Below are 21,138 nucleotides of genomic sequence, written 5' to 3'. Positions count from 1 at the left end.
CAGCATCCAATTTTGGAGCTATAATTGGATGCTGAGGGGTTACAGATATAGAATTACTGTCTTGGTGGTTTAGACGCGATCTCTGGCTTCACTAACCATTCATGACCTTTCAACATGCCTTCCCAATATACCCAAGGAAGACTTTTCTCTTTTAATAACCAAGCCAAGTAAGATGGCTTCGTTCCATCAATAAACCATTTCGGGAACGATGGTTTTACCTTGCCGCCATAAATAAACTCAGCCAACACGATCTTGCCGCGCTCTACTGTTAGAGGGCACGAACCATAACCGTCATATACAGCACGTGGCGATTGTTTCACTAATAAAGACAACACATACTCAGCAACCACTGGTGCCTGTGCTCGCACTGCGGCGGCAGTCTTCGCATTCGGCGTATTTGCACCATCGCCCAAGCCAAACACATTCTCATAGCGCTTATGTTGCAAGGTATCAGGATACACATCCAACCAACCCGCATCATCTGCTAAAGGGCTGTTTTTAACAAAATCCAACGCGCATTGTGGTGGGCATACATGCAACATATCAAAAGATTTCTCGACACGTTGCTTTTCCCCATTCGCATCCGTCACTTCAAACGTTGCAAGTTGCTTATCGCCGTCCACTTCCACGAGGTTCTGATTCAAGTTCAAGGCAATATCGTATTTATCAATATAACTCTGTAAAGCAGGTACATAGTCTGCGACACCAAATAGCACAGCGCCAGCGTTACAGAACTCTACGTCAATATCTTTCAAACGCCCTTGAGATAGCCATTCACTACAGGCTAAATACATCGCTTTTTGCGGCGCACCAGCACATTTTATCGGCATCGGTGGCTGCGTAAAAATTGCGCGCCCCTTTTTAAGCTTGGTTACATTTTCCCAAGTATAAGGTGCCGTTTCCCACTGGTAATTCGACGTTACGCCATTTTTACCCAAGGTTTCTTTTAAACCAGGAATCGCCTCCCAGTTAAGTTTCAATCCGGGAGAAACCACCAAAATCGAATAATGCAAAGCGTCACCATTCGCCATAGTCACGGTCTGATTGTCAGGATCAAACTGCTCTACTGCCTGCTCATAATGCTTAACCTTACGAGGCACGACAGATGTCATCGAGCGACGAGTCTGTTTAATGTTAAAAACGCCCCCTCCGACAAGGGTCCAACCAGGCTGATAAGAATGCTCCTTGGCTGGATCAATCACGGCAATATCCAAATCAGGACGACGTTTCAATAAACTAGCGGCAACTGACAAACCACCGGCACCAGCACCAACAATCACAACCTCATGATGTTTAGAATTATTTGATGAACTCATGGGGACTTCTCCTATAAAGCAACACGCTCAATCAGACCAGACATGTTATAACCAGCATTTTCAGCTAAATTAAGCAGCTCTTCAGCGGATTTACCTTCTGGATTTGCCAATGTCCAAAGAGACAAACTACGTGTACCAGTACGGCAATACGCCAGTGTTTTCCCCTCCACCGAGGCTATCAAATCAGCAAACTTGTCAACCAGTTCTTGCGGAAACTGCCCTGGAGCTGTGGCAAGTAGCTGAAACTCAATGCCAGCATCCGCAGCAGCGGCCTGTATTAAGTTAAAATCAGTCTGCCCTTCTGCTTCATGATCAGGTCGGTTACATATAATCTGACGAATACCAGCTTCAACCAGTGTTGGAATATCATCTGGCATTAGCTGCTCTGCTACATAGAATTCTGATGTAATGTGTTTCATGGTCTGCTCCGCAGTGCTCTCTCATACAGATAACTCTTGTACTGCCTAATCTAGAGTTTCCGTGTTTTTAAAAATGATACGCTATAAATAACCAAAAGGAATAACCTTATAACATATTAGATTTTCATAATAATCCATACTTATAAAAAATGACAGCAACCATAACGAAAAACTACATACCATTAATGACACTTATGAACCGAGTGTTGCACAGTGGCGTGTGCAACATCGGCAGTGACAGGCAGCGAAAAGCTAGATTTCACAGAAAACCATTGGTCATGTGGAATGTGGTCTCTTACCAAAGTGGAGATATAAAAAAAGATTAGGAGTAAGCCATAAGGGTTTATGGCTAAAATCGACGAAATAGCACCCTTCTATGCCCATTAAGACACAAAAAAAGCCAATTCTGGTTAGAACTGCCTGATTTAGAAGAGCTGATTAAGGCTGAGTGGCGAGTCACTTTTTCAGGTGGGTGTCTAGCTTAACCCGCCAAAAAACAGGTTATAAACGAAGGCCAAAGATCAATAAAGCCAAACAGCTACTGGCCTAAAGCCACATCATCCACTCCTTAAAACATTGCTTTCCTTGCAAGGTAATCGCACGCCCTTTATTCGAGAAAATCTACAAAATATAACCCTAATGCGCCAATTTAATTGCAAAAAAGCCAGTTCTGGTTAGAACTGGCTGATTTGGAAGAGCTGATTAGAATTGAGCTACGAGCCACTTTTTAAAGTGTGTGTCCTGATTAAATCATATCAAAGGCATCCGCTTTCTTTGCATTTCCATTTTCAGCATTCTGATCTGAACGCCATTTTTACCCCCCATGCCAGCAACTCATCAGATGATATTTCCAATTCAGGCATACTTGTTAATTCAGCCATATCTACTCTTAGTTATCGATTGTTATTTATTGCCTAACGCCTAAATCAGGTGCGCCGTAAGCGTCACCTGGATTTACTTGTTAGATTCGTGAAATAATGATGGTGCACTGGCTAAAGCATGCAAAGCTAATTTCTCAATATCTCTAGCTGGCTCTGCAGAAAAATGACGGTAATATCTCATGTACTTTGGCCATTCCTCAATGTACCTGCTTCCACCGTGAACTAGTTCATTTCTGAGATCAAAAAGCCAAGATATTTTTTTATTCCAGTGGCTACTATCAGGCAAACAGCTTACACCTTGCTCAATTGACTTTGATACTGATCCAATTTTTCCATAGAGTGCATCTAGAGCAACAAAATAATGGATGTAGCTTTCAATGTCTGAACTATTCATTCCCTTGTTAATGAAGTGAGCACATTTTTCTATTCTATTTCTTTGCTCATCTGTCAACTCTTGCTCTTCTCTATACCATTGCCTTATTCTTGAAATATGTTCATCGTTTATTTCGAGGTCACTGCCATAGTACGGATACAACTCACCTATTTCGTTTTGAGTAAAAGATTTATCTTGGCTTTTTTCATGAGGTATTTGCATACACATTGAATAAGGTCTTGCCATAACCTTAAACCTATATTTGTATTCAATGAGTGCCGAAATAACTGAAAATAGCTTTCTGAACTTTAGTGAAGCTGTAAATTTATTTCCCTGATTTGTTCCTTCAGTTTCAGTTGCAAATACATAATCATAATCTTTGCCTGAAAAGGCAGAATTATGACCATCTATAAAATTTCCTGTAACCGGGTCCCATTCGCGAAAATAATAGCCAAGTTCGACAAGCTCGCTCCATTTTTCACTGTCACTTTTATGAATTACATGAATTTTTTCAGAATCTATTGTAAATGACTTGCCTGTAATTCTGGGGGCTGAGTATATTACGCACCTCAAAGATATGGACTTTCTAATATTTTCTAAAACCGCATCTAATATGTAACCCCCAAATTTGTTTGCATCAGTTTCAGATCTACACTCAAAAATTGTGTCCTTGCCGCAAAAACAAACCAGATCTCCATTGAATATATTTCTATCTACACAAATCTCATGAAGTGTATCTCTAATAACACTTTGTATAGTTTCATGGTCGCAACCAGAAAACTCCTTTAGGTCGCTATTTATAAGAAATGACAAGTTTTCAACTGTCTTGTATGTAAACTTTGTATACCACCAAGATATTCCAATCCCACCAGAAAACTGGAAAGGATCACGTTTACCAACAAAGAACTGTTCCATTCCATTCTGTGTGCCATCAGGACTGTTCAAATATATATTTTTTGTTAAGGCGATTATCTGTCCAATTATTTTTTTCATTTGTTCTATTCTGATGGTTGTAGGAGAGTCTAACAGTTTAATAGTGCGCATGCGCGTTTACGAATTGCCAGAGCACTGAAAAATAACCTTCTGACGATTTGTTTTAAAAGAATTTTTCCAGCTTACCCCATAGAAACTCAAAATATGAAATCGAGCATGCGCATTATATCTTTTGTCCACAGGACGTTATTCTGGCTGCGGCGTTGTTTAATTATTGATCTTAATACACTTTTGTAGTTGCTTCCTTGACAATGCGAGAAACTGAATAGAATTCAGATCATAAAAACAGGCATGCAGTTTGTTAATATAAAAATATACTGTATATTTATACAGATTTAATAGATATATTCACAAGGAGTGTGCGATGTCTTCCAGCCCATTTATAAATCAACTTCCAAGCGAGTTGCGTATACGTGGCTACAGTATGAAAACGAAAAAATTTTACTTATATTGGATTCGTTATTTCATTCGCTTTCATAAACTAAAACACCCAAATCAGATGGGAGCAAATGAAGTTCGAGCTTTCCTTTCATTTCTCGCAAGCGAACAACATGTAGCCATCAACACTCAAAAATCTGCTAGAGACATTCGGACTGTTCAAGAGCTACTTGGTCATAGCGATGTTTCGACAACGCAGATCTATACTCATGTGCTTGGGCAGCATTTTGCCGGAACTAATAGTCCACTTGATAGCATTCTTTGAATTAAGCCTTGTGGGTATTTCTCTGATTGGCATCTAGGTTGCCGGCCTCGTCGCGAATGCAATTCGCTCCCATAATAGATTTTTAGTTTGCATAAAAAAGCCCGCTTGGTTATGCGGGCTTTGGTGTTTTAGGACTATGAGTAATTAGCCTTCAATCAGGATACGTAGCATACGACGTAGTGGCTCTGCTGCGCCCCAAAGTAGTTGGTCACCCACTGAGAAGGCGCTGATGTATTCAGGCCCCATGTTCAGTTTACGGATACGACCGACTGGGATACCCAAAGTGCCAGTAGCAACAGTAGGTGTTAGACGCTGCATAGTTGCTTCTTTGTCGTTTGGTACCACATCAACCCATTGGTTGTGCTCAGCAAGTAAACCTTCGATGTCCGCCACTGGGATATCTTTGTTTAGCTTGATGGTGTACGCCTGGCTGTGACAACGCATCGCACCGATGCGGACACATAGGCCGTCAACAGGGATTGGGTTGCCGTCTATGCCTAGGATCTTGTTACATTCTGCTTGTGCCTTCCACTCTTCACGGCTTTGGCCGTTATCAAGTTGGCTATCGATGTAAGGGATCAAAGAACCCGCTAGCGGTACGCCGAACTGATCAGTCGGAAGCGTACCAGAGCGCATTTTTTCTGCCACTTTACGGTCGATGTCTAGGATAGCACTAGCAGGATCCGCGAGCTCAGACGCCACTTCTGCGTTTAATAGACCAAACTGGTTAATCAATTCGCGCATGTGACGTGCACCGCCGCCAGACGCTGCTTGGTATGTCATGGATGTCATCCACTCGATGTGGCCTTTTTCGAACAGACCGCCTAGAGCCAGAAGCATCAATGAAACGGTACAGTTACCGCCCACATAGGTTTTCACGCCATCTTTTAGACCTTGCTTGATGACGTTTTGGTTTACTGGATCAAGAACAATGATGGCATCTTTGTCCATACGTAGCGAAGACGCTGCGTCGATCCAGTATCCCTGCCAACCTGCCTCACGCAACTGTGGGTAAATCGCTTTGGTGTAGTCACCGCCTTGACAGGTAATGATGGTGTCCATTTTTTTCAACGCTTCAATGTCTGTTGCGTCTTGTAAAAGTGGAATATCTTTCCCAATATCTGGACCTGCTTGCCCCGTTTGTGATGTGGAGAAGAATACTGGATCGATATGATCGAAGTCCCCTTCTTCACGCATACGTTGCATCAGCACAGAACCTACCATTCCGCGCCAGCCGACTAACCCTACAGTTTGTTTTGACATGGTTTTTACCTTTTTTAGTGTGGGTCTACTCATACCAAGAGCAGTATCCCGAGTTAATGCTTAATTATTATGAATTAAGCTTTCAATGCAGCAAGTACGGCATCACCCATTTGTGATGTGCTTACTGTTTTGCTTCCCTCTGAAGCAATATCTGCAGTACGAAGACCTTGATCCAGCACGTCGCTAACGGCTTTTTCAATGGCATTTGCCGCGTCTTTCTCACCAAGTGAGTAGCGCAACATCATAGCAACAGACAAGATCGTCGCCAATGGGTTGGCGATACCTTTGCCTGCGATATCCGGAGCAGAACCGTGACAAGGCTCGTACATGCCTTGGCCTTTTTCATTAAGTGATGCAGAAGGTAACATACCGATAGAGCCTGTCAACATAGCGGCCGCATCTGACAGGATATCTCCGAACATATTGCCGGTGACCATGACGTCAAATTGCTTCGGTGCGCGTACCAGTTGCATCGCTGCGTTATCGACCAGCATGTGTGATAGCTCAACATCTGGGTATTCCTTCGCAACCTCTTCCATGATTTCTTTCCAAAGTACAGTGACTTCCAATACGTTGGATTTGTCGATGGAGCAAACACGCTTGTTACGCTGACGTGCTGCATCAAAGGCAGAGCGAGCGATACGGCGGATTTCAGATTCGCTGTATACGTAGGTGTTGAACCCTTCGCGTTCGCCGTTTTCAAGAGTACGAATACCACGAGGTTGACCAAAGTAGATGCCGCCTGTTAGTTCACGCACGATCAAGATGTCTAGACCCGCAACGATTTCTGGCTTTAGGCTGGAGGCATCAGCCAACTGTGGGTAAAGGATAGCTGGGCGTAGGTTAGAGAAAAGCTCTAGGTTTGAACGCATGCCCAACAGACCTTTTTCTGGGCGCACGGACATATCTAGGCCGTCCCATTTAGGTCCACCGACAGCACCTAATAAGATCGCGTCAGACGCTTTAGCTTTTTCAAGCGTTACGTCTGGCAGTGGTGAGCCTGTTTCATCGTACGCTGCGCCGCCTAGTAGAGCTGATTCGTGCTCGATACCTAGGTTGAACTGGCTGTTCACTTGATCCAATACGCGTACGGCTTGTTCTACGATCTCTGGGCCAATGCCGTCACCCGGTAGTACTAATACTTTTTTAGACATGTTCGTGTTCCTTACAGTGAGCGCGCTTCGAATAGCCAAGGCGCCTGTTTCATACGTTTTTCTTCGTAGGCTTTGATCGAGTCTGATTCTTGTAGGGTCAGACCGATGTCATCCAAACCGTTTAGCAAGCAATGCTTACGGAAAGCATCAACTTCAAATTCAAATTCCATTCCAGAAGGTGTTTTAACTTTTTGATTCGCTAGATCAACCGTAAGTTCGTAACCTTCGTTGGCTTCAACTTCTTTGAATAACTGATCCACTTCTTCTTCCTTTAATACGATTGGAAGCAAACCATTTTTGAAGCAGTTGTTGTAAAAGATGTCAGCAAAGCTTGGTGCGATCACGGAGCGAATGCCGAAATCATCCAATGCCCACGGTGCGTGTTCACGGCTAGAGCCACAACCGAAGTTGTTGCGAGCCAATAGTACGCTCGTGCCTTGGTAGCGGTCCTGGTTTAAGACGAAGTCTTTGCGCAAAGGACGGCCCGTGCACTCTTGGTCTGGTTGACCTTCGTCTTCGTAGCGCAATTCATCGAATAAGTTTTTGCCAAAGCCTGTACGCTTGATGGACTTCAAGAATTGCTTTGGAATGATCATGTCGGTATCGACGTTAGCCAAGTCTAATGGCGCAGCGATACCTGTGTGAGTTGTAAATGGACGCATCGCTTACTCCTAGTGTTTAACCAATTCGTTAACGTCAACAAAATGACCGGCAATCGCTGCGGCAGCGGCCATCGCTGGGCTCACCAAGTGAGTACGACCACCGAAGCCTTGGCGACCTTCGAAGTTACGGTTAGACGTGGACGCACAATGCTCGCCATGCCCTAATTTATCTGCGTTCATCGCTAGACACATTGAGCAACCTGGTTCGCGCCATTCAAGACCCGCAGCTGTGAAGATTTTATCTAAGCCTTCTTGTTCCGCTTGTGCTTTAACCAAACCAGAGCCCGGTACCACAATCGCTTGTTTCAACGTATCGGCCACTTTGCGGCCTTTAACGACTTCCGCAGCAGCACGTAAGTCTTCGATACGGCTGTTGGTGCAAGAGCCAATGAAGACGCGATCTAGCGTAATGTCTGCAAGTGTTGATTTGCCTTCTAAGCCCATGTATTTCCATGCGCGAGCGTAGCCTTCGCGTTTGGTTTGATCGTCTTGATCTTCAGGGCGTGGAATCGGCTGGTCAATCGCAATCACCATTTCAGGAGACGTTCCCCACGTTACTTGCGGCTTGATGTCTTCTGCTTTTAATACGACTACTTCGTCGAATTCTGCATCGGAGTCAGAAACAAGATCTTTCCAAGACTCAACCGCCATATCCCAGTGTTCAGCTTTAGGCGCGTACGGACGATCTTTTACGTAGTTGATTGTCGTGTCATCCACGGCGATCAAACCAACACGAGCGCCTGCTTCGATGGCCATGTTACAGACCGTCATACGGCCTTCCATTGATAACGACTGAATTGCTGAGCCGCCGAATTCGATGGCGTAACCTGTACCACCTGCTGTACCGATTTCACCGATAATCGCTAGGACAACGTCTTTCGCTGTTACGTACGGTGCTAATTCACCGTCAACGCGAACCAACATGTTGCGCATTTTCTTCTGTACAAGACACTGAGTCGCCAATACATGCTCGACTTCAGACGTGCCGATACCATGCGCTAGCGCACCGAACGCACCATGAGTTGAAGTGTGCGAGTCGCCACATACGACGGTCATGCCCGGCAGTGTCGCGCCTTGCTCTGGTCCAACGACGTGTACGATGCCTTGGCGGGCATCGGTCATTTTGAATTCAGTGATACCGAATTCATCACAGTTATCGTCCAATGTAGTGACTTGGATTTTAGACACTGGGTCTGCAATCCCATTCACACCGCTCTTACGCTCTTCTACAGTCGTTGGAACGTTGTGATCAGGTGTTGCTAGACTGGAAGTTAAGCGCCAAGGTTTACGATTGTGTAAGCGCAAGCCTTCAAATGCTTGCGGAGACGTTACTTCGTGTAATAGCTGCAAGTCGATGTAGATTAGTGCACTACCATCGTTGCGCTGTTGAACAAGGTGGCTGTCCCACAACTTGTCGTATAAAGTTTTACCTGCCATTGCTTTCTCTCCTAAATAAGCATTGCGTTATGGTACTCAGTCCTCTTAAATTACTCCAATTCATATTTTTCATGTTTTGGATAATTATTTGGAATGATGGACATCACTGAACTGCTCACCTTTATTAAGGTCGCCGAGACAGAATCATTCTCTGCTGCGGCAGACGCCCTATTCATTACTCAACCTGCCGTTAGCAAACGCGTTGCAGCGTTGGAGTCTAACCTAAATGTGAAGCTGTTTGACCGAATTGGTCGTACGGTTCAATTAACGGAGTTCGGTCATCGCTTGTTACCTAAAGCGCGTCGCATCGCCGAAGACTTATCAGACATTAAACGTAGTATGTCGTTGCAAACAGAAGACATCAGCGGTGAGCTGCATATTACCACCAGTCACCACATAGGTTTACACCGTTTGCCCAATACGCTCAAAACGTTCCAACAGCGCTATTCCCAAGCTGAAATCAAGATCGACTTTACGCAATCGGAAGAAGCACACAGGCAAGTGCTGAAAGGTGAAGCAGAAATCGGTGTTATTACCTTGTCTGGTCAGTCTGAACCGATGCTGAATGCGATTCCTATCTGGTCTGATCCGCTTAAATGTGTCGTGAGTGTTGATCATCCGTTGGCACAATGCGCTGAAGTGGATGTTGTCGAGCTTTCGAAATATCCGTGTCTTCTTCCCCATGACAATACCTTCACTCGGCAAATTGCCGAAAAGGTTTTCGCTGTGCATGGGGTGCGCCCACAAGTGCGTATGAATACCAACAATCTGGAAACACTCGCCATGTTAGCGGGGATAGGCTGGGGTTGGTCGTTGATCCCCTCCACGGTGGTCAACGACCAATTAGTCGAACTCAATATGCCAGCCCTTAATGTGGAGCGTATATTGGGCGTGATTCATCATAAACAGCGCACGTTGAGCCAAGCAGCGAGTGCTTTCATTGCGCTACTTCAGACATCTTCTTCCAACTTAGTAGTAGCACCATGAGCCCGAGTGCGGAAGCGATCGACGCTCCCGTAAAGGTCCAAGCATCGCCATAGGCATCCCACGCATAACCAGCAAGGACAGCGCCTAACCCTCCCCCCAGACCAACGGCCAAACCGCCATAGCAGGCTTGGCCTTGGCTCAAATACACTTCTGGAAATAAACGGCGGACTTGCTCAATCGCCGCTATGTGAAACAAAGCAAAGGTCACACAGTGCAAAAGTTGCGTGAATATCACGATCCAAAGACTTTGGGCATACCAACCTACGAGCACCCAACGAACTGTGCCCACGCTAAAGCACAGCGCAAACAAGTGAGTGAGAGATATTGTTTTAACGACATTGCCCCCGTAGATAAATAGGACAATTTCCAGTATCACACCAAACGCAATCAATAACCCAATGCTGCTAGATTCGTACCCCGCATTACTTAGATGCAGCGCGAAAAAGGTGTTAAATGGTGCGTGTGCTAAATAAGACAAAAACGCGATACCAATAAACAATATGACCTTCGTTCGGATAGCAGCGTCATAAAGCGGCCACTGCCGTCTCTTGCAGGCGGTTCAAACGACTGTTCTTTTAGTTTTAGAGTGGTGAGCAATGTTAAGCCAAGACAGATCACAACACTCGGAATAATGACGGATTCAGAGAACCAACCGATCAGAGATCCAACTAGAGTGACAGAGACGATATAGCCAATTGACCCACCTACTCTGATCCGTGAATAAGGTACGTCTAGATGCTTGATACTCCTTACCGCTAACGCGTCTCCCATCGGTGTCATGGCCGCATAGAACATCGCGACAAAGATGGTTAGCCCCCATAGCCAATAGAAGTCTGTCACCCAGAGAAAGGGAATAAAGCCGAGAAAACAACCAACCGCCGCGATCTGTACCGTTCGCTTTGGCTTGCCAGTTTTGGTCGTCAGCCAACCCCAAAAGTGCGGCATAAAAATAGAAGCAAGGGTAAACGTTGCCATAAGTCGACCGATTTGCGAGCCACTAAAGCCGATAGATTTGTAGTAAACCGATAAGTACGGCATCACAATGCCAACTACTGCGATAAAGAAGAAAAAGTAGCCAAACAATGGCCAAGCAATGGGTGCAGCGTCTTTTTTGTACATTCAGCGTGCCTAGTAATTGGTAAAACGCGGAGTATGCGACAAGTGCCTTTGAAATGCATCTACCTTGTATTGGCATATGTCATCTGGCGGCTTATAGGTGATGAAGGGGTATAGTGTGCGACGCTGATGTAGCAAAAGGGCGATATGGACAGCCCTTTTGCTCGGCAATGTGTGGCTTAGCTTACTAGCTTAGTTAAGTTCTTGGCGAGCTTGAGATGCTAAGCGAACATAGGCATTTGCTTCACCATAGTTACTGTAGTCTTTGACGCGCTGTACTAACTCAAAGAATACACCATGCACTTCTTCTGTGTAGCAATGAAAGAACGCGCCATCCTCGTTTTCATCGTACATAATATTGTGCGCTTGTAGTTTCTGGATCAGCGCAGGGTCGAGGCTTAAGCGAGCTTCCAAATCTCGGTAATAGTTGTCAGGGATCGGTAGCTGTTTCTCTTGCCCCATATTCTTGACTGCCGCGAAGATGTCCTTGCACGCAAATGCAATTTGATGGACGCCAGATCCTCCGGCTTTTTGCATAAAGCGTTCTGCTGAGGCTGACCGAGCATTTGTCATGTTAATTGGGATACGTACGGATTTATCTTTATTGGTGGCTGTGCGACTGACGACCAAGCCATGGATATCAGGTAGATCCTGTTTTGGCTCAATATCGAATCCAAAAATAGATTTGTAGAAAAAGCCCGCCGAGAGAAAATCAACGTTCGAGACAGTTTGGCCAACGTGATCTATGCGCGTCAGGCCCACGCCTTGCTCTCCTTGAACACCTTCAATTTCTTCAAAGTCTACATCAAAGAAGCGGTAGCGGCTGTTGGCGCCCACTAGGTAGACTAGGCTATCGCCAATGCCTCGTATCGCGGGAATGTTCAGCTCGCCTGGACCAGCTTGATTGACGAAGCGCTCAGCATGATAGCGCTCGGCCATGCGTAGGGTTTCTTTTACATTGTCAGTGGCTAAGCCGAGAGCGCACACTGAAACACCGTGTTTTTGGAAATGTTCGTGTGCTTGGCTCGCGGGTTCGCGGTTGAGTATTAAGTTGATGTCGCCTTGTCGCATCAAACTGACATTTTTTGACACATGTTGGTGTGTCTCGTGAAAACCCAACTGAGCAAGCGTTCTTATGAGGTCTTCACCCGACTCCCCTTCGATAGCGAACTCTATAAACTCCATGCCTCTAACTTCAGGTACGCTTAACGGGCGGATCTTTTCTTCTACTGCCGAGACGGTTTGATCATCCAGCCAAATAAGGGAACGCATTCCGTCAATGGCCTTGGCTATAGGAGAAGAAGAGCGAAACTCGTCATTAAAGATCTCGTGGGACAGATAATCATCGAAGCCTTTGTCTTTTAGAACCTGCAAAAACTCCACCACAGGCATGTCTCCTTGGCCAGGGAAACACCGAGAATGGCGACTGTAGGTTAAATAGTCTTGCCGAGGCATGACTGGTGCGTCTGCGACTTGAACCAACGCGATCTTATCAACTGGAATTTCGTCTCGCAGCACATCCAGCGTGTTGCCGCGGGAGTACATATGGAAAGTGTCCAGATTAATACCAAGGTTTGGATGGTCTGTTCGTTTTACCAGATCCCAAGCGTCCATATAATCGGCAATATGGTAGCCCCAAGCGAGCGCCTCATAACCTAGCATGATATTTTCGCTTTGCGCCATGTCCGCGAGAAAACGAAGATCCTCTGCGCATTGGTCGCGATTACCTGATGAATAGGACTGAACGTTACTGCACATTAATAGGCGATTCGTCCCCAGCTCATGGGCGACCTCCATTTTTCGCTTGAGCATTTCGCGCTTTTGTAGACGTAATTTTTCCGGCATGCCTTCCATGTCTCGAAAAGGTTGTAAGGCGATGATTTCTAATCCGAGGTCATCTGCCATTTTACGGACGTCTTTTGGAGATCGTTCGTATTGAGTCAGGTCATTCTCGAATATTTCGACACCATCAAAACCTGCTTTTGCAGCGGCTTCGAGCTTTTCTTTTAATGTGCCGGATATAGTGACTGTTGCAAGCGCCGTTTTCATGACACACCTCTTTGTATATCAGATTGGTTATATAAAAATGACGGATTTCTATAGATCTATGGTTAAAACGTTATAAATGATCCTATCACAAGAAATATTGGGCTTTTCGCAAACGGTTAATGAAATATAGCGCCAAAATTAATACCAAAAAGGAATACATAAAAAAGGATTAACCCATTACCATTGACTCGTACAATCCCTTCATTGGTTGATTGTTATGTTGATAGTGTTTCCTTTCTCTAAATCTAATTCACTGCGTGCTCGGAGATCTCTATGCTTGAGAACCGTATAAAATACCGCCACCTTCAATGCTTTTTAGAGGTCACTCGACAAGGTAGTATGGTGAGAGCGGCTGACGCTCTTTCACTCACTCAGCCTGCCGTTTCTAAGAAGTTAAAAGAGTTAGAGGAAATCTTGGGTGTAAGGCTGTTGGAACGCAGTAAAAAAGGGATTGAGCTGACACCCTTTGGGAATGTGTTTTTAGAGCATGCAAGTACCAGTGTTGCGGCGTTAAGAGAAGGTACTGAACGCGTCGCTCAGGCGCAGCAAAAAGGTGTAAGTAACATCAGTGTTGGTGTATTACCGACGGTAGCAACCAGCGTTTTGCCCGAAGCTGTTTTGCGTTTTCGAGAAGGAGGCGTTGAAGCAAGGCTTCATCTTGTGACAGGGGCGAACGCTCTATTAATGAGCCAGCTGCGCGTGGGAGAACTTGACTTGGTTGTTGGGCGGCTTGGTTTACCTGAGGTGATGTCGGGGTTATCATTTCAACATTTATACTCTGAGCAAGTCGCGTTCGCAGTTCGTCCGAACCACCCACTTCTAACAAAAACGAATTTTAAAGTCGCTGATATCGCAGACTATACTGTGCTGTATCCGCCGAAAAATTCGATTACGGCACCGTCAGTGGACCGCTTTCTCCTGTCCCAAGGGGTGAGTAACATTTCCCATAGAATTGACACTATTTCAGATTCATTTGGTAAGGAATTTCTACGTAAAAGCGACGCTATATTTATTATTTCTCGTGGCGTTGTGGCGCGTGAAATTTTTGATGGTGAACTGGCCGAATTACCTGTCGACACTAAGGAAACATTAGGTCCAGTTGGTTTAACTACGAGAGCTGACGCAACGCCTTCCATGACGTTAAAGCTGTTTATGAATGCAGTACGTGAGACCGCAAAAACACTGGATAGCTACTACAATCCTCAGGACAGTTCTTCGCTTTAGGTCATTTAGCATCTGACCATTAGTAAAAAGGAATGATAACTTCGTGGGATCCAGTGACTAGGCACCTGGGTTGTTAACCCCTTGAGCTATATGATGTTCCAAGGTCGTCATTGCACCGTGTACATCACCTTTCATAATGTAATCTAACAGTGCTTTATGTTCACTCTGAGATTTACTGCCTCGAAATGGACGTTTTTGCAAGGCTAAGAGTTGGTAGCGCATGTATTGCTCTAACACAGATGTGTGGTAACGAATCATTTGGTTAGAGCCGCAATTTGCGACGATTGTCTTGTGAAAATCGCGATCGGCTTGTTCCCATGCTTGCACATGAGCGCGCTCATCTTGCATCATCAGCTCTTCCATACAGCTGAGACGATAATGTGCCGAGATTACATCGGATTTCCAATCCATTGCCCCGTCTTGGTTGTTCATGGACTTTTCCAATCCAGTCAACTCTAGCATGGTGCGTAACTCAAAAAGCTCGTACAAATCTTCTTTTGATACAAGTTGCACGCTAAAGCCTTTTTGATCAATGAAGCGTACAAACCCATCCGATACTAATCGCATTAGTGCTTCACGTAGCGTGTTTACACTGGCACCGTAGCGGCTTTTGAGTTGATTGAGTTTGAGTTTTACCCCTGGTTCGAGTTGGCCTGTCATGATGTCGACACGAAGTTGTTCGTATACTGACTGACCGACCAATTTTTTCTCTACAGTTTCTAGCATGGAAGTATTCGGGCTCTTCTTAGTTGTTATACCCAAATATCGAACAGCGATATTCAGTGGTAGTATTCTATCAGGAATACCGCCACTGTTAACTGAGTCCTTTAGATAAATATGCGATCTAAATTAGTGAGCTGGTCACTTCATATTGTTCTCGGAAACGGTTCCAAACAGGTTCAACGTCTTGTACTGATTGATCTGTGAAGATTTCGAACGCATCCAACGCTTGGTAAAAAAACAAATCAAAGCCAGAGACAATTTTGAGATTGGCTTGATTTGCCGCGATTAAAAATTCGGTATCAATGGGTGTATAGACAGCATCAAAAGCCCAAGACTGGCCACCAAAATATTCTGGCGAGAGAGGCGTTCCCGGTGTTGTGTAATGCCCGACCGGTGTGCAGTTAATTAGCCCATCAGCTTGTTTTGCTGCATCCCCTATGTCCTCGGGGGCGATATAACGAGCTTTGAAGCCATAAACATTGATAGCGTCCACTAAGGACTGAGCCCCTGCCGCATTTAAATCAGACACCATTAATTCGGTCGCACCTAACTCGAATAGCGCAAATCCTATGGCTCGCCCTACTCCCCCTGCACCTATCAACAGTACTTTTCCCGCGGGCGATGATCCTATTCGACTACGATACCCCCGTATAAAGCCTGTGTAGTCGGTATTGTAGGCAAAGATTTTGCCGTTTTTTATGCGCAAGGTATTGCTTGCTCCGATTTTTTTGACTGCATCATTCACTTCTTCAGCACGTGCAATGGCGATCTGTTTGTATGGGAAGGTTACATTTGTACCGTTAAAACCGGCTGCAAGCATTTCATCTAATTTGTGGCTGAATGCTTCGGGGCTACCGTCAGTCGGTATTTGAAGCTCATAGCTGACAGGCAAGGTACAAAGATCGCCTAGCATACGATGAAGAGCCGGTGATCGTGAGGCGTCGATGTTTTGACCGATTAAGCCGAGTTTACACATGATGATAATCCTAATTTTAGGCTCGAAACGTGAGCGAGCGCCATGTCATGATTATTGAATGATTACAAAATTATCCTATATTTTTTGGTTTGGTCAAATAACGATTTTGACAAATTCATAAATCAAATACAAAAATAATGATATCGGGTGGTTCCCGAATTTGGAGAACTGATATGAAACTGTCAAAGAAATTAATGCTTAGCCTTGCTGCTGCAGGGATTGCCAGCTCAGTCAATGCTGCTGATTTAACGCTAACTCTTGGTCATGTTGATCCTCAAGACTGGACAAACTCTAAGAAAGGCGCAGCAACGCAAGTATTTAAGAACCTTGTTGAAGCAGAGTCAGGTGGTCGCATAGAGGTTAATGTCTATCCAGCGGGCCAGCTAGGCGGTGAAACCGATTTGGTTCAATCTGCCCAAGAAGGCATGATTAGCATGGCCATGGTATCTGGTGCTTTTGCCAAGGTATGTAAAGAAGCCGCAGTTCTAGAAATTCCTTATCTTTTCCCCTCTGCGCCAGTCGCTTGGGATGTGCTTGATGGTGAATTTGGTGATGCATTATCGGAACATTGTTTAGAGAAAACTGGCTTGCGTACGCTGTCATATGGCGAGACTGGTTTCCGTAATTTCACCAACTCTAAGCGCCCTGTTGCAGAGCCTGCGGACCTTGAAGGCTTGAAGATTCGAGTGATGACACTGCCTTTGTATGTTGAAATGGTTAAAGCCATGGGCGCAGAGCCTACACCGATCGCATGGCCTGAGGTGCCTTCCGCGCTAACAACGGGTGTTGTTGATGGTCAGGAAAACCCTGTTGGCGTGATCAATTCCAATAAGTTTTACGAGTTCCAAAAGTACCTGACGCTTGACGGCCACGTTTACGGCACTGACTTTTTAGTGATCAATGACGATCTATATTCAGGTTTAAGTGACCAAGATCGTGCAATTATTGATCGTGCAGCGAAAGTTGCAGGCACCGTTGGGCGCGCGATTCAGCAGTTTACGTCTGCTCAAGGTCTTAAATCTCTTGCTGAAAACGGTATGGAGATCACAACACCTACCACTGAACAGTTAGCGAAATTCCAAGCAGCTGCTCAACCAGCGGTTCTTGAATGGCTACGAGGTGAAGTAGATGGCGAGTGGATCGATCGTGTCCAAGCCTCTGTAAAAGCTGCAGCGAACAAATAAATCCGCATCCTGCTATGATAAATTGAACGAGGAGTCTAACGTTAGGCTCCTTGACTTCAACTCTCTTCAAAAATCGGATTATCCCATGAAGCGCCTCTATAAATACCTGCTGTCATCTCTGACAGGCACTTCTCTTTTTGTAGTATTTGCTGTTGTATTTGCCAGCAGTCTAAGCCGCTACCTGTTTAATTCTCCCATCCAATGGGCTGAAGAAGTGGCAAAATACGCCATGATCTACGGCACCATGTTCGGAATGGTTCTTTGTTACCTAGAAGGTATTCATATTCGTTTTACATTTCTCGAAGACGTTGCCCCCAGACTACGTGGCTCTTTGAATTTTATCGCAGATATTGTCGCACTCGTTTCTGGAGGGATCTTATGTTACTCCGGTTACCTGTTTATGATGAAGCGCGGCGGCATTCAAGCACCCGGTACGGGCATAGAAATGTATTACTTTCAAGTCGCAATGGTAATCGGAGGAGCTGGTCTCTCTATTGCCGCTGTTATACGAGTTTGCGAACAAATTGCTCTGTTTAAAGCGGCATCAAAGGAGGCTCGATAATGTTGGGATTCGCTATTCTCCTTTTTTTATTAATCATTGGCAGTCCGATAGCCTTTGCCGTTCTATTGGCTGTGGTTGGTCATGTTTCAACGCTTCCGTTTAATGTCAGCCTTGTTGCTCAACGTATTTTCGCGGGGCTGGATTCTTTTTCAATTCTGGCAATTCCTCTTTTTGTGCTGGCTGGGGAATTGATGAACGAAAGCGGTATTACCGGTCGGATTATTAACTTTGCTAACGCGCTGGTGGGACATATGCGTGCTGGTCTCGCACAGGTTAATATTTGGGCATCTGTGATTTTTGCTGGGCTTTCAGGTTCGGCCGTTGCAGATACGTCTGCACTTGGTCGGGTGTTTATTCCCACCATGGAAAAAGAAGGCTATCCGCGTTCGTTTGCCGCAGCTTTGACAGCCTCCTCCTCCGTTATTGGCCCTATGATTCCGCCGAGTATACCGGTCATTATTTACGCACTGATCACCAGTGGCGTCTCTGTACCAGCGCTATTCTTAGCGGGTGTTGCCCCAGGTATATTTTTGGCGTTTGGTTTATCTATATATGTTTACTTTTATGCGGGTCACTATGCCCCCTTAAAAGAAAAGCTATCAATGAAAGAGCGCTTAAAAGCGTTTTTTGATGCATGGGTACCATTGTTTATGCCGGTATTCATCGTTGGTTCGATTCTTACTGGTATCGTGACTCCAACCGAAGCGGCCGCGTTCGCTGCAGCATACGCATTGATTGCCGGTATGACCATTCTCAAAAGTCTAAAAGTTTCTCAGCTTCCGAGCATATTTGTTCGGGCGATGCGTGACTCCTCAGTGATTCTGATTGTTATTGCGGTCATATCGGCGGCAAACTGGTTACTAACCTTTTCCCGTGTGCCGCAAACGGTGTCCGCGATGGTGTTAGAACAAGTATCAAGCCCTTGGATGTTCTTATTGTTGGTAAACGGCATATTGCTCGTGGTAGGACTGTTCTTAGAAGGGATTGCTGCGATGCTTATTTTGCTGCCAATCTTGCACCCCATAGCGATGAGTTTAGGAATCGATCCGGTACATTTTGGAATCGTGGTGATATTTAATTTGATGATCGGATTGGTCACACCACCGATGGGTATATGTTTGTTTGTTTCTAACTCGATCGCTAATGTAGGTATTGCAGCGATCTCGCGACAAATAATGCCAATGTTCTTAGTCGAGTTAGCAGTATTGATGCTTATTACATTTGTGCCTGCTACGGTAACCTTTCTTCCGCGACTATTTGGATATTAGAGTAATTCTCTCTCTGGAAAGCCTTTACCAAGTGTTGGTAAAGGCTTTTTTTATGCCAATCAAGGCGAATCATCAAGTTTGTCTATCTCACCCCTCTCCAACAATTTTGGATTGTTAAAGTAATTAAAGTTCATAAAGTTTTACTTAATTCTTAGGAATTACATGCTAGTGTTGAAAATATAGTCACGACCAATGTATGGAGTTGAAGGACCATGAGCAACGCGAATATCGAATGGTGGCGTGGAGCGGTGATTTACCAAGTTTATCCGCGCAGTTTTTATGATTCCAATAGTGATGGCATTGGTGATTTGGCAGGTGTTACTCAGCAGATCAAGTATATTGCTTCTCTCGGTGTAGATGCCATTTGGCTTTCCCCATTTTTCACTTCCCCGATGAAGGACTTTGGTTATGATGTATCAGATTATTGTGATGTCGACCCTATTTTTGGCTCGCTGACGGATTTTGATGCACTCATTGAAGCAGCGCATCATCATGGCATCAAGGTAATCATAGATCAGGTTATGAACCATACGTCGGATCAACACCCTTGGTTCAAGGAGTCGCGCGACAGTAGAGACAATGATAAGGCAGATTGGTATATCTGGCATGACGCTAAGCCAGACGGAACCGCTCCCAATAATTGGCTGTCTGTTTTTGGTGGTCCTGCGTGGCAGTGGGACAGCCGTCGGCGCCAGTATTATCTGCATAACTTTCTAGACAGTCAGCCAGATTTAAACTTTCACAACGAAGATGTAGTGAATGCCCTCCTTGATACCGTCAAATTTTGGCTCGATCGAGGGGTCGATGGTTTTAGATTAGACACGGCTAATTACTTTTATCACGATCAAGAGCTAAGGGATAACCCGCCTAAGCAAGAAGTAGTTGAAGGCAGCATAGGTGTTAGTTTGGATAACCCGTACGGCTATCAGCTACACCTTTATGATAAATCGCGACCTGAGAACATTGGCTTTCTTATGCGCCTGCGCAAACTGCTTGACCAGTATCCAGGCACAACGACGGTAGGTGAAGTGGGATGTGATTTTTCATTAAAGACAATGGCAGAGTATACGCAAGGGAACGATAAGCTTCATATGTGCTATTCATTCGATCTCTTAACGCATGATAATACGATGACGCACATCAATCACACTATGACGACGATAGAGGAAGGTTTGGGTACCGGTTGGCCATGTTGGTCAATGAGTAATCATGACGTAGAGCGCGTGGCATCGCGCTGGAATCACGGTGAGGCGAACTCAGCACGTAGTAAAGTATTTATGGCGATGTTGCTGTCACTGCGTGGTAGCGTGTGTTTGTATCAAGGTGAAGAATTAGGGTTGCCAGAAGCAGAACTGACGTTTGAACAGTTGGTAGACCCCTTTGGGATTAACTTCTGGCCAGAGTTTAAGGGCCGAGATGGTTGTCGTACACCGTTCCCTTGGGAAAATAACGCGACGGGAGGTTTCAGCGAACATGATGAGCCTTGGCTACCGGTTGCAGAGACTCATAAAGCCCTCGCAGTGTCGGAACAGGAAGGAGATCGTCATTCGGTGTTACATGCCTATCGTGATTTTATCCACTTGCGTAAGCATCATTCAGCCCTGGTCAATGGTGATATTGAGTTTATGTACAGTGACGACGTTGTGCTGATTTATCGCCGCTATAATGAGTTTGAAAATCTGCTTGTGGCGGTGAATACCAGTAACCAAGATCATCTCTCTGCTCCGCTTCCGCTTGTCGCTAGCGATATGGTTTTACCAGAGAGCATTCGCTCAGGGAGGTTTGAATCTCAGTCATTGATACTGCCACCCTATTCTGTCTACATTGGAAATATAGAATCCTAAATTG

At 45.2% G+C, this 21,138-nt stretch carries 19 protein-coding genes; 7 read left to right on the top strand and 12 right to left on the bottom strand.

From position 1 onward, the window contains the following. Positions 1–53 precede the first annotated feature (53 nt). The 3 genes from DN730_RS02750 to DN730_RS02740 form a co-directional block, all read right to left on the bottom strand. On the bottom strand, positions 54–1,316 hold the full coding sequence (locus tag DN730_RS02750; RefSeq protein ID WP_115466567.1) for an NAD(P)/FAD-dependent oxidoreductase: 1,263 nt from the start codon (positions 1,314–1,316) through the stop codon (positions 54–56). A gap of 11 nt (positions 1,317–1,327) precedes the next feature. Beyond that, positions 1,328–1,735: a protein tyrosine phosphatase family protein gene (locus DN730_RS19215; RefSeq protein ID WP_115466566.1), complete on the bottom strand. Its 408-nt coding sequence runs from the start codon at positions 1,733–1,735 to the stop codon at positions 1,328–1,330. Positions 1,736–2,689: 954 nt separating this feature from the next. Then, on the bottom strand, positions 2,690–3,982 hold the full coding sequence (locus DN730_RS02740) for a HEPN domain-containing protein (RefSeq protein WP_147290551.1): 1,293 nt from the start codon (positions 3,980–3,982) through the stop codon (positions 2,690–2,692). 364 nt (positions 3,983–4,346) lie between these two features. On the opposite strand from DN730_RS02740, the gene DN730_RS19315 reads away from it, so the two are divergent. Continuing rightward, positions 4,347–4,685, top strand: a complete 339-nt coding sequence (locus tag DN730_RS19315; RefSeq protein ID WP_115466564.1) for a site-specific integrase — start codon at positions 4,347–4,349, stop codon at positions 4,683–4,685. A 144-nt stretch (positions 4,686–4,829) separates the two neighbouring features. On the opposite strand, the gene asd is transcribed toward DN730_RS19315, so the two are convergent. The 4 genes from asd to leuC form a co-directional block, all read right to left on the bottom strand. Next, the gene (asd, locus tag DN730_RS02730; RefSeq protein ID WP_115466563.1) at positions 4,830–5,948 is read right to left on the bottom strand and encodes an aspartate-semialdehyde dehydrogenase; all 1,119 of its coding nucleotides are present in this window, start codon (positions 5,946–5,948) and stop codon (positions 4,830–4,832) included. Between the two features lie 74 nt (positions 5,949–6,022). Continuing rightward, positions 6,023–7,102, bottom strand: coding sequence for a 3-isopropylmalate dehydrogenase (gene leuB / locus DN730_RS02725; protein ID WP_115466562.1), 1,080 nt, complete (start codon positions 7,100–7,102; stop codon positions 6,023–6,025). Positions 7,103–7,113: 11 nt separating this feature from the next. After that, on the bottom strand, positions 7,114–7,764 hold the full coding sequence (gene leuD / locus DN730_RS02720) for a 3-isopropylmalate dehydratase small subunit (protein WP_115466561.1): 651 nt from the start codon (positions 7,762–7,764) through the stop codon (positions 7,114–7,116). Between the two features lie 9 nt (positions 7,765–7,773). After that, positions 7,774–9,201, bottom strand: coding sequence for a 3-isopropylmalate dehydratase large subunit (gene leuC, locus DN730_RS02715; RefSeq protein ID WP_115466560.1), 1,428 nt, complete (start codon positions 9,199–9,201; stop codon positions 7,774–7,776). A gap of 93 nt (positions 9,202–9,294) precedes the next feature. Between leuC and DN730_RS02710 the strand changes: the two genes are divergently transcribed. After that, entirely contained in the window at positions 9,295–10,188 is an 894-nt protein-coding gene (locus DN730_RS02710; RefSeq protein WP_115466559.1) for a LysR family transcriptional regulator, read from the top strand. On the opposite strand, the gene DN730_RS19310 is transcribed toward DN730_RS02710, so the two are convergent. From DN730_RS19310 to DN730_RS02700, 3 genes are all read right to left on the bottom strand, one after another. Further along, positions 10,139–10,666, bottom strand: a complete 528-nt coding sequence (locus tag DN730_RS19310) for an MFS transporter (RefSeq protein ID WP_281270480.1) — start codon at positions 10,664–10,666, stop codon at positions 10,139–10,141. The two genes, DN730_RS02710 and DN730_RS19310, sit on opposite strands and share 50 nt — an antisense overlap. Further along, positions 10,654–11,307 carry an MFS transporter gene (locus DN730_RS19305; RefSeq protein WP_281270479.1) on the bottom strand — a complete coding sequence of 218 codons (654 nt, stop codon included), beginning with the start codon at positions 11,305–11,307 and terminating at the stop codon, positions 10,654–10,656. The genes DN730_RS19310 and DN730_RS19305 overlap by 13 nt, the downstream gene beginning before the upstream one ends. A gap of 189 nt (positions 11,308–11,496) precedes the next feature. Continuing rightward, positions 11,497–13,353 carry a bifunctional sugar phosphate isomerase/epimerase/4-hydroxyphenylpyruvate dioxygenase family protein gene (locus tag DN730_RS02700; protein ID WP_115466558.1) on the bottom strand — a complete coding sequence of 619 codons (1,857 nt, stop codon included), beginning with the start codon at positions 13,351–13,353 and terminating at the stop codon, positions 11,497–11,499. Positions 13,354–13,626: 273 nt separating this feature from the next. Here DN730_RS02700 and pcaQ point away from each other — a divergent pair, with 273 nt between their 5' ends. Further along, positions 13,627–14,577, top strand: coding sequence for a pca operon transcription factor PcaQ (gene pcaQ, locus DN730_RS02695; protein ID WP_115466557.1), 951 nt, complete (start codon positions 13,627–13,629; stop codon positions 14,575–14,577). 57 nt (positions 14,578–14,634) lie between these two features. Here pcaQ and DN730_RS02690 read toward each other — a convergent pair whose 3' ends face one another. Continuing rightward, the gene (locus DN730_RS02690) at positions 14,635–15,303 is read right to left on the bottom strand and encodes a GntR family transcriptional regulator (protein ID WP_115466556.1); all 669 of its coding nucleotides are present in this window, start codon (positions 15,301–15,303) and stop codon (positions 14,635–14,637) included. A gap of 118 nt (positions 15,304–15,421) precedes the next feature. Then, complete coding sequence (locus DN730_RS02685) at positions 15,422–16,276, bottom strand: shikimate dehydrogenase family protein (protein ID WP_115466555.1); 855 nt, start codon at positions 16,274–16,276, stop codon at positions 15,422–15,424. 173 nt (positions 16,277–16,449) lie between these two features. Here DN730_RS02685 and DN730_RS02680 point away from each other — a divergent pair, with 173 nt between their 5' ends. The 4 genes from DN730_RS02680 (at position 16,450) to DN730_RS02665 (ending at position 21,134) form a co-directional block, all read left to right on the top strand. Further along, complete coding sequence (locus DN730_RS02680; protein ID WP_115466554.1) at positions 16,450–17,460, top strand: DctP family TRAP transporter solute-binding subunit; 1,011 nt, start codon at positions 16,450–16,452, stop codon at positions 17,458–17,460. An 85-nt stretch (positions 17,461–17,545) separates the two neighbouring features. After that, positions 17,546–18,022, top strand: coding sequence for a TRAP transporter small permease (locus tag DN730_RS02675; protein WP_115466553.1), 477 nt, complete (start codon positions 17,546–17,548; stop codon positions 18,020–18,022). Continuing rightward, positions 18,022–19,290, top strand: a complete 1,269-nt coding sequence (locus DN730_RS02670) for a TRAP transporter large permease (RefSeq protein ID WP_115466552.1) — start codon at positions 18,022–18,024, stop codon at positions 19,288–19,290. Before DN730_RS02675 ends, DN730_RS02670 begins: the two co-directional genes overlap by 1 nt. A gap of 212 nt (positions 19,291–19,502) precedes the next feature. After that, positions 19,503–21,134: an alpha-glucosidase gene (locus DN730_RS02665; protein ID WP_115466551.1), complete on the top strand. Its 1,632-nt coding sequence runs from the start codon at positions 19,503–19,505 to the stop codon at positions 21,132–21,134. Positions 21,135–21,138 lie beyond the last annotated feature (4 nt).

The organism is Marinomonas piezotolerans, from assembly GCF_003362755.1.
Lineage (GTDB): Bacteria > Pseudomonadota > Gammaproteobacteria > Pseudomonadales > Marinomonadaceae > Marinomonas > Marinomonas piezotolerans.
The sequence above is the reverse complement of the archived record's forward strand: the minus strand, read 5'-3'. Positions and strand labels throughout refer to the sequence as shown.

What these genes read in the sequence shown, in the direction of transcription:
- leuD (WP_115466561.1), bottom strand. Translation starts at nt 7,764, where the DNA reads ATGCGTCCATTTACAACTCACACAGGTATCGCTGCGCCATTAGACTTG.
- DN730_RS02665 (WP_115466551.1), top strand. Translation starts at nt 19,503, where the DNA reads ATGAGCAACGCGAATATCGAATGGTGGCGTGGAGCGGTGATTTACCAA.
- DN730_RS02670 (WP_115466552.1), top strand. Translation starts at nt 18,022, where the DNA reads ATGTTGGGATTCGCTATTCTCCTTTTTTTATTAATCATTGGCAGTCCG.
- DN730_RS02710 (WP_115466559.1), top strand. Translation starts at nt 9,295, where the DNA reads ATGATGGACATCACTGAACTGCTCACCTTTATTAAGGTCGCCGAGACA.
- DN730_RS02685 (WP_115466555.1), bottom strand. Translation starts at nt 16,276, where the DNA reads ATGTGTAAACTCGGCTTAATCGGTCAAAACATCGACGCCTCACGATCA.
- pcaQ (WP_115466557.1), top strand. Translation starts at nt 13,627, where the DNA reads ATGCTTGAGAACCGTATAAAATACCGCCACCTTCAATGCTTTTTAGAG.
- DN730_RS02690 (WP_115466556.1), bottom strand. Translation starts at nt 15,303, where the DNA reads ATGCTAGAAACTGTAGAGAAAAAATTGGTCGGTCAGTCAGTATACGAA.
- leuC (WP_115466560.1), bottom strand. Translation starts at nt 9,201, where the DNA reads ATGGCAGGTAAAACTTTATACGACAAGTTGTGGGACAGCCACCTTGTT.
- asd (WP_115466563.1), bottom strand. Translation starts at nt 5,948, where the DNA reads ATGTCAAAACAAACTGTAGGGTTAGTCGGCTGGCGCGGAATGGTAGGT.
- DN730_RS19315 (WP_115466564.1), top strand. Translation starts at nt 4,347, where the DNA reads ATGTCTTCCAGCCCATTTATAAATCAACTTCCAAGCGAGTTGCGTATA.
- DN730_RS02740 (WP_147290551.1), bottom strand. Translation starts at nt 3,982, where the DNA reads ATGAAAAAAATAATTGGACAGATAATCGCCTTAACAAAAAATATATAT.
- DN730_RS19305 (WP_281270479.1), bottom strand. Translation starts at nt 11,307, where the DNA reads ATGTACAAAAAAGACGCTGCACCCATTGCTTGGCCATTGTTTGGCTAC.
- DN730_RS02680 (WP_115466554.1), top strand. Translation starts at nt 16,450, where the DNA reads ATGAAACTGTCAAAGAAATTAATGCTTAGCCTTGCTGCTGCAGGGATT.
- DN730_RS02700 (WP_115466558.1), bottom strand. Translation starts at nt 13,353, where the DNA reads ATGAAAACGGCGCTTGCAACAGTCACTATATCCGGCACATTAAAAGAA.
- DN730_RS02675 (WP_115466553.1), top strand. Translation starts at nt 17,546, where the DNA reads ATGAAGCGCCTCTATAAATACCTGCTGTCATCTCTGACAGGCACTTCT.
- leuB (WP_115466562.1), bottom strand. Translation starts at nt 7,102, where the DNA reads ATGTCTAAAAAAGTATTAGTACTACCGGGTGACGGCATTGGCCCAGAG.
- DN730_RS19215 (WP_115466566.1), bottom strand. Translation starts at nt 1,735, where the DNA reads ATGAAACACATTACATCAGAATTCTATGTAGCAGAGCAGCTAATGCCA.
- DN730_RS02750 (WP_115466567.1), bottom strand. Translation starts at nt 1,316, where the DNA reads ATGAGTTCATCAAATAATTCTAAACATCATGAGGTTGTGATTGTTGGT.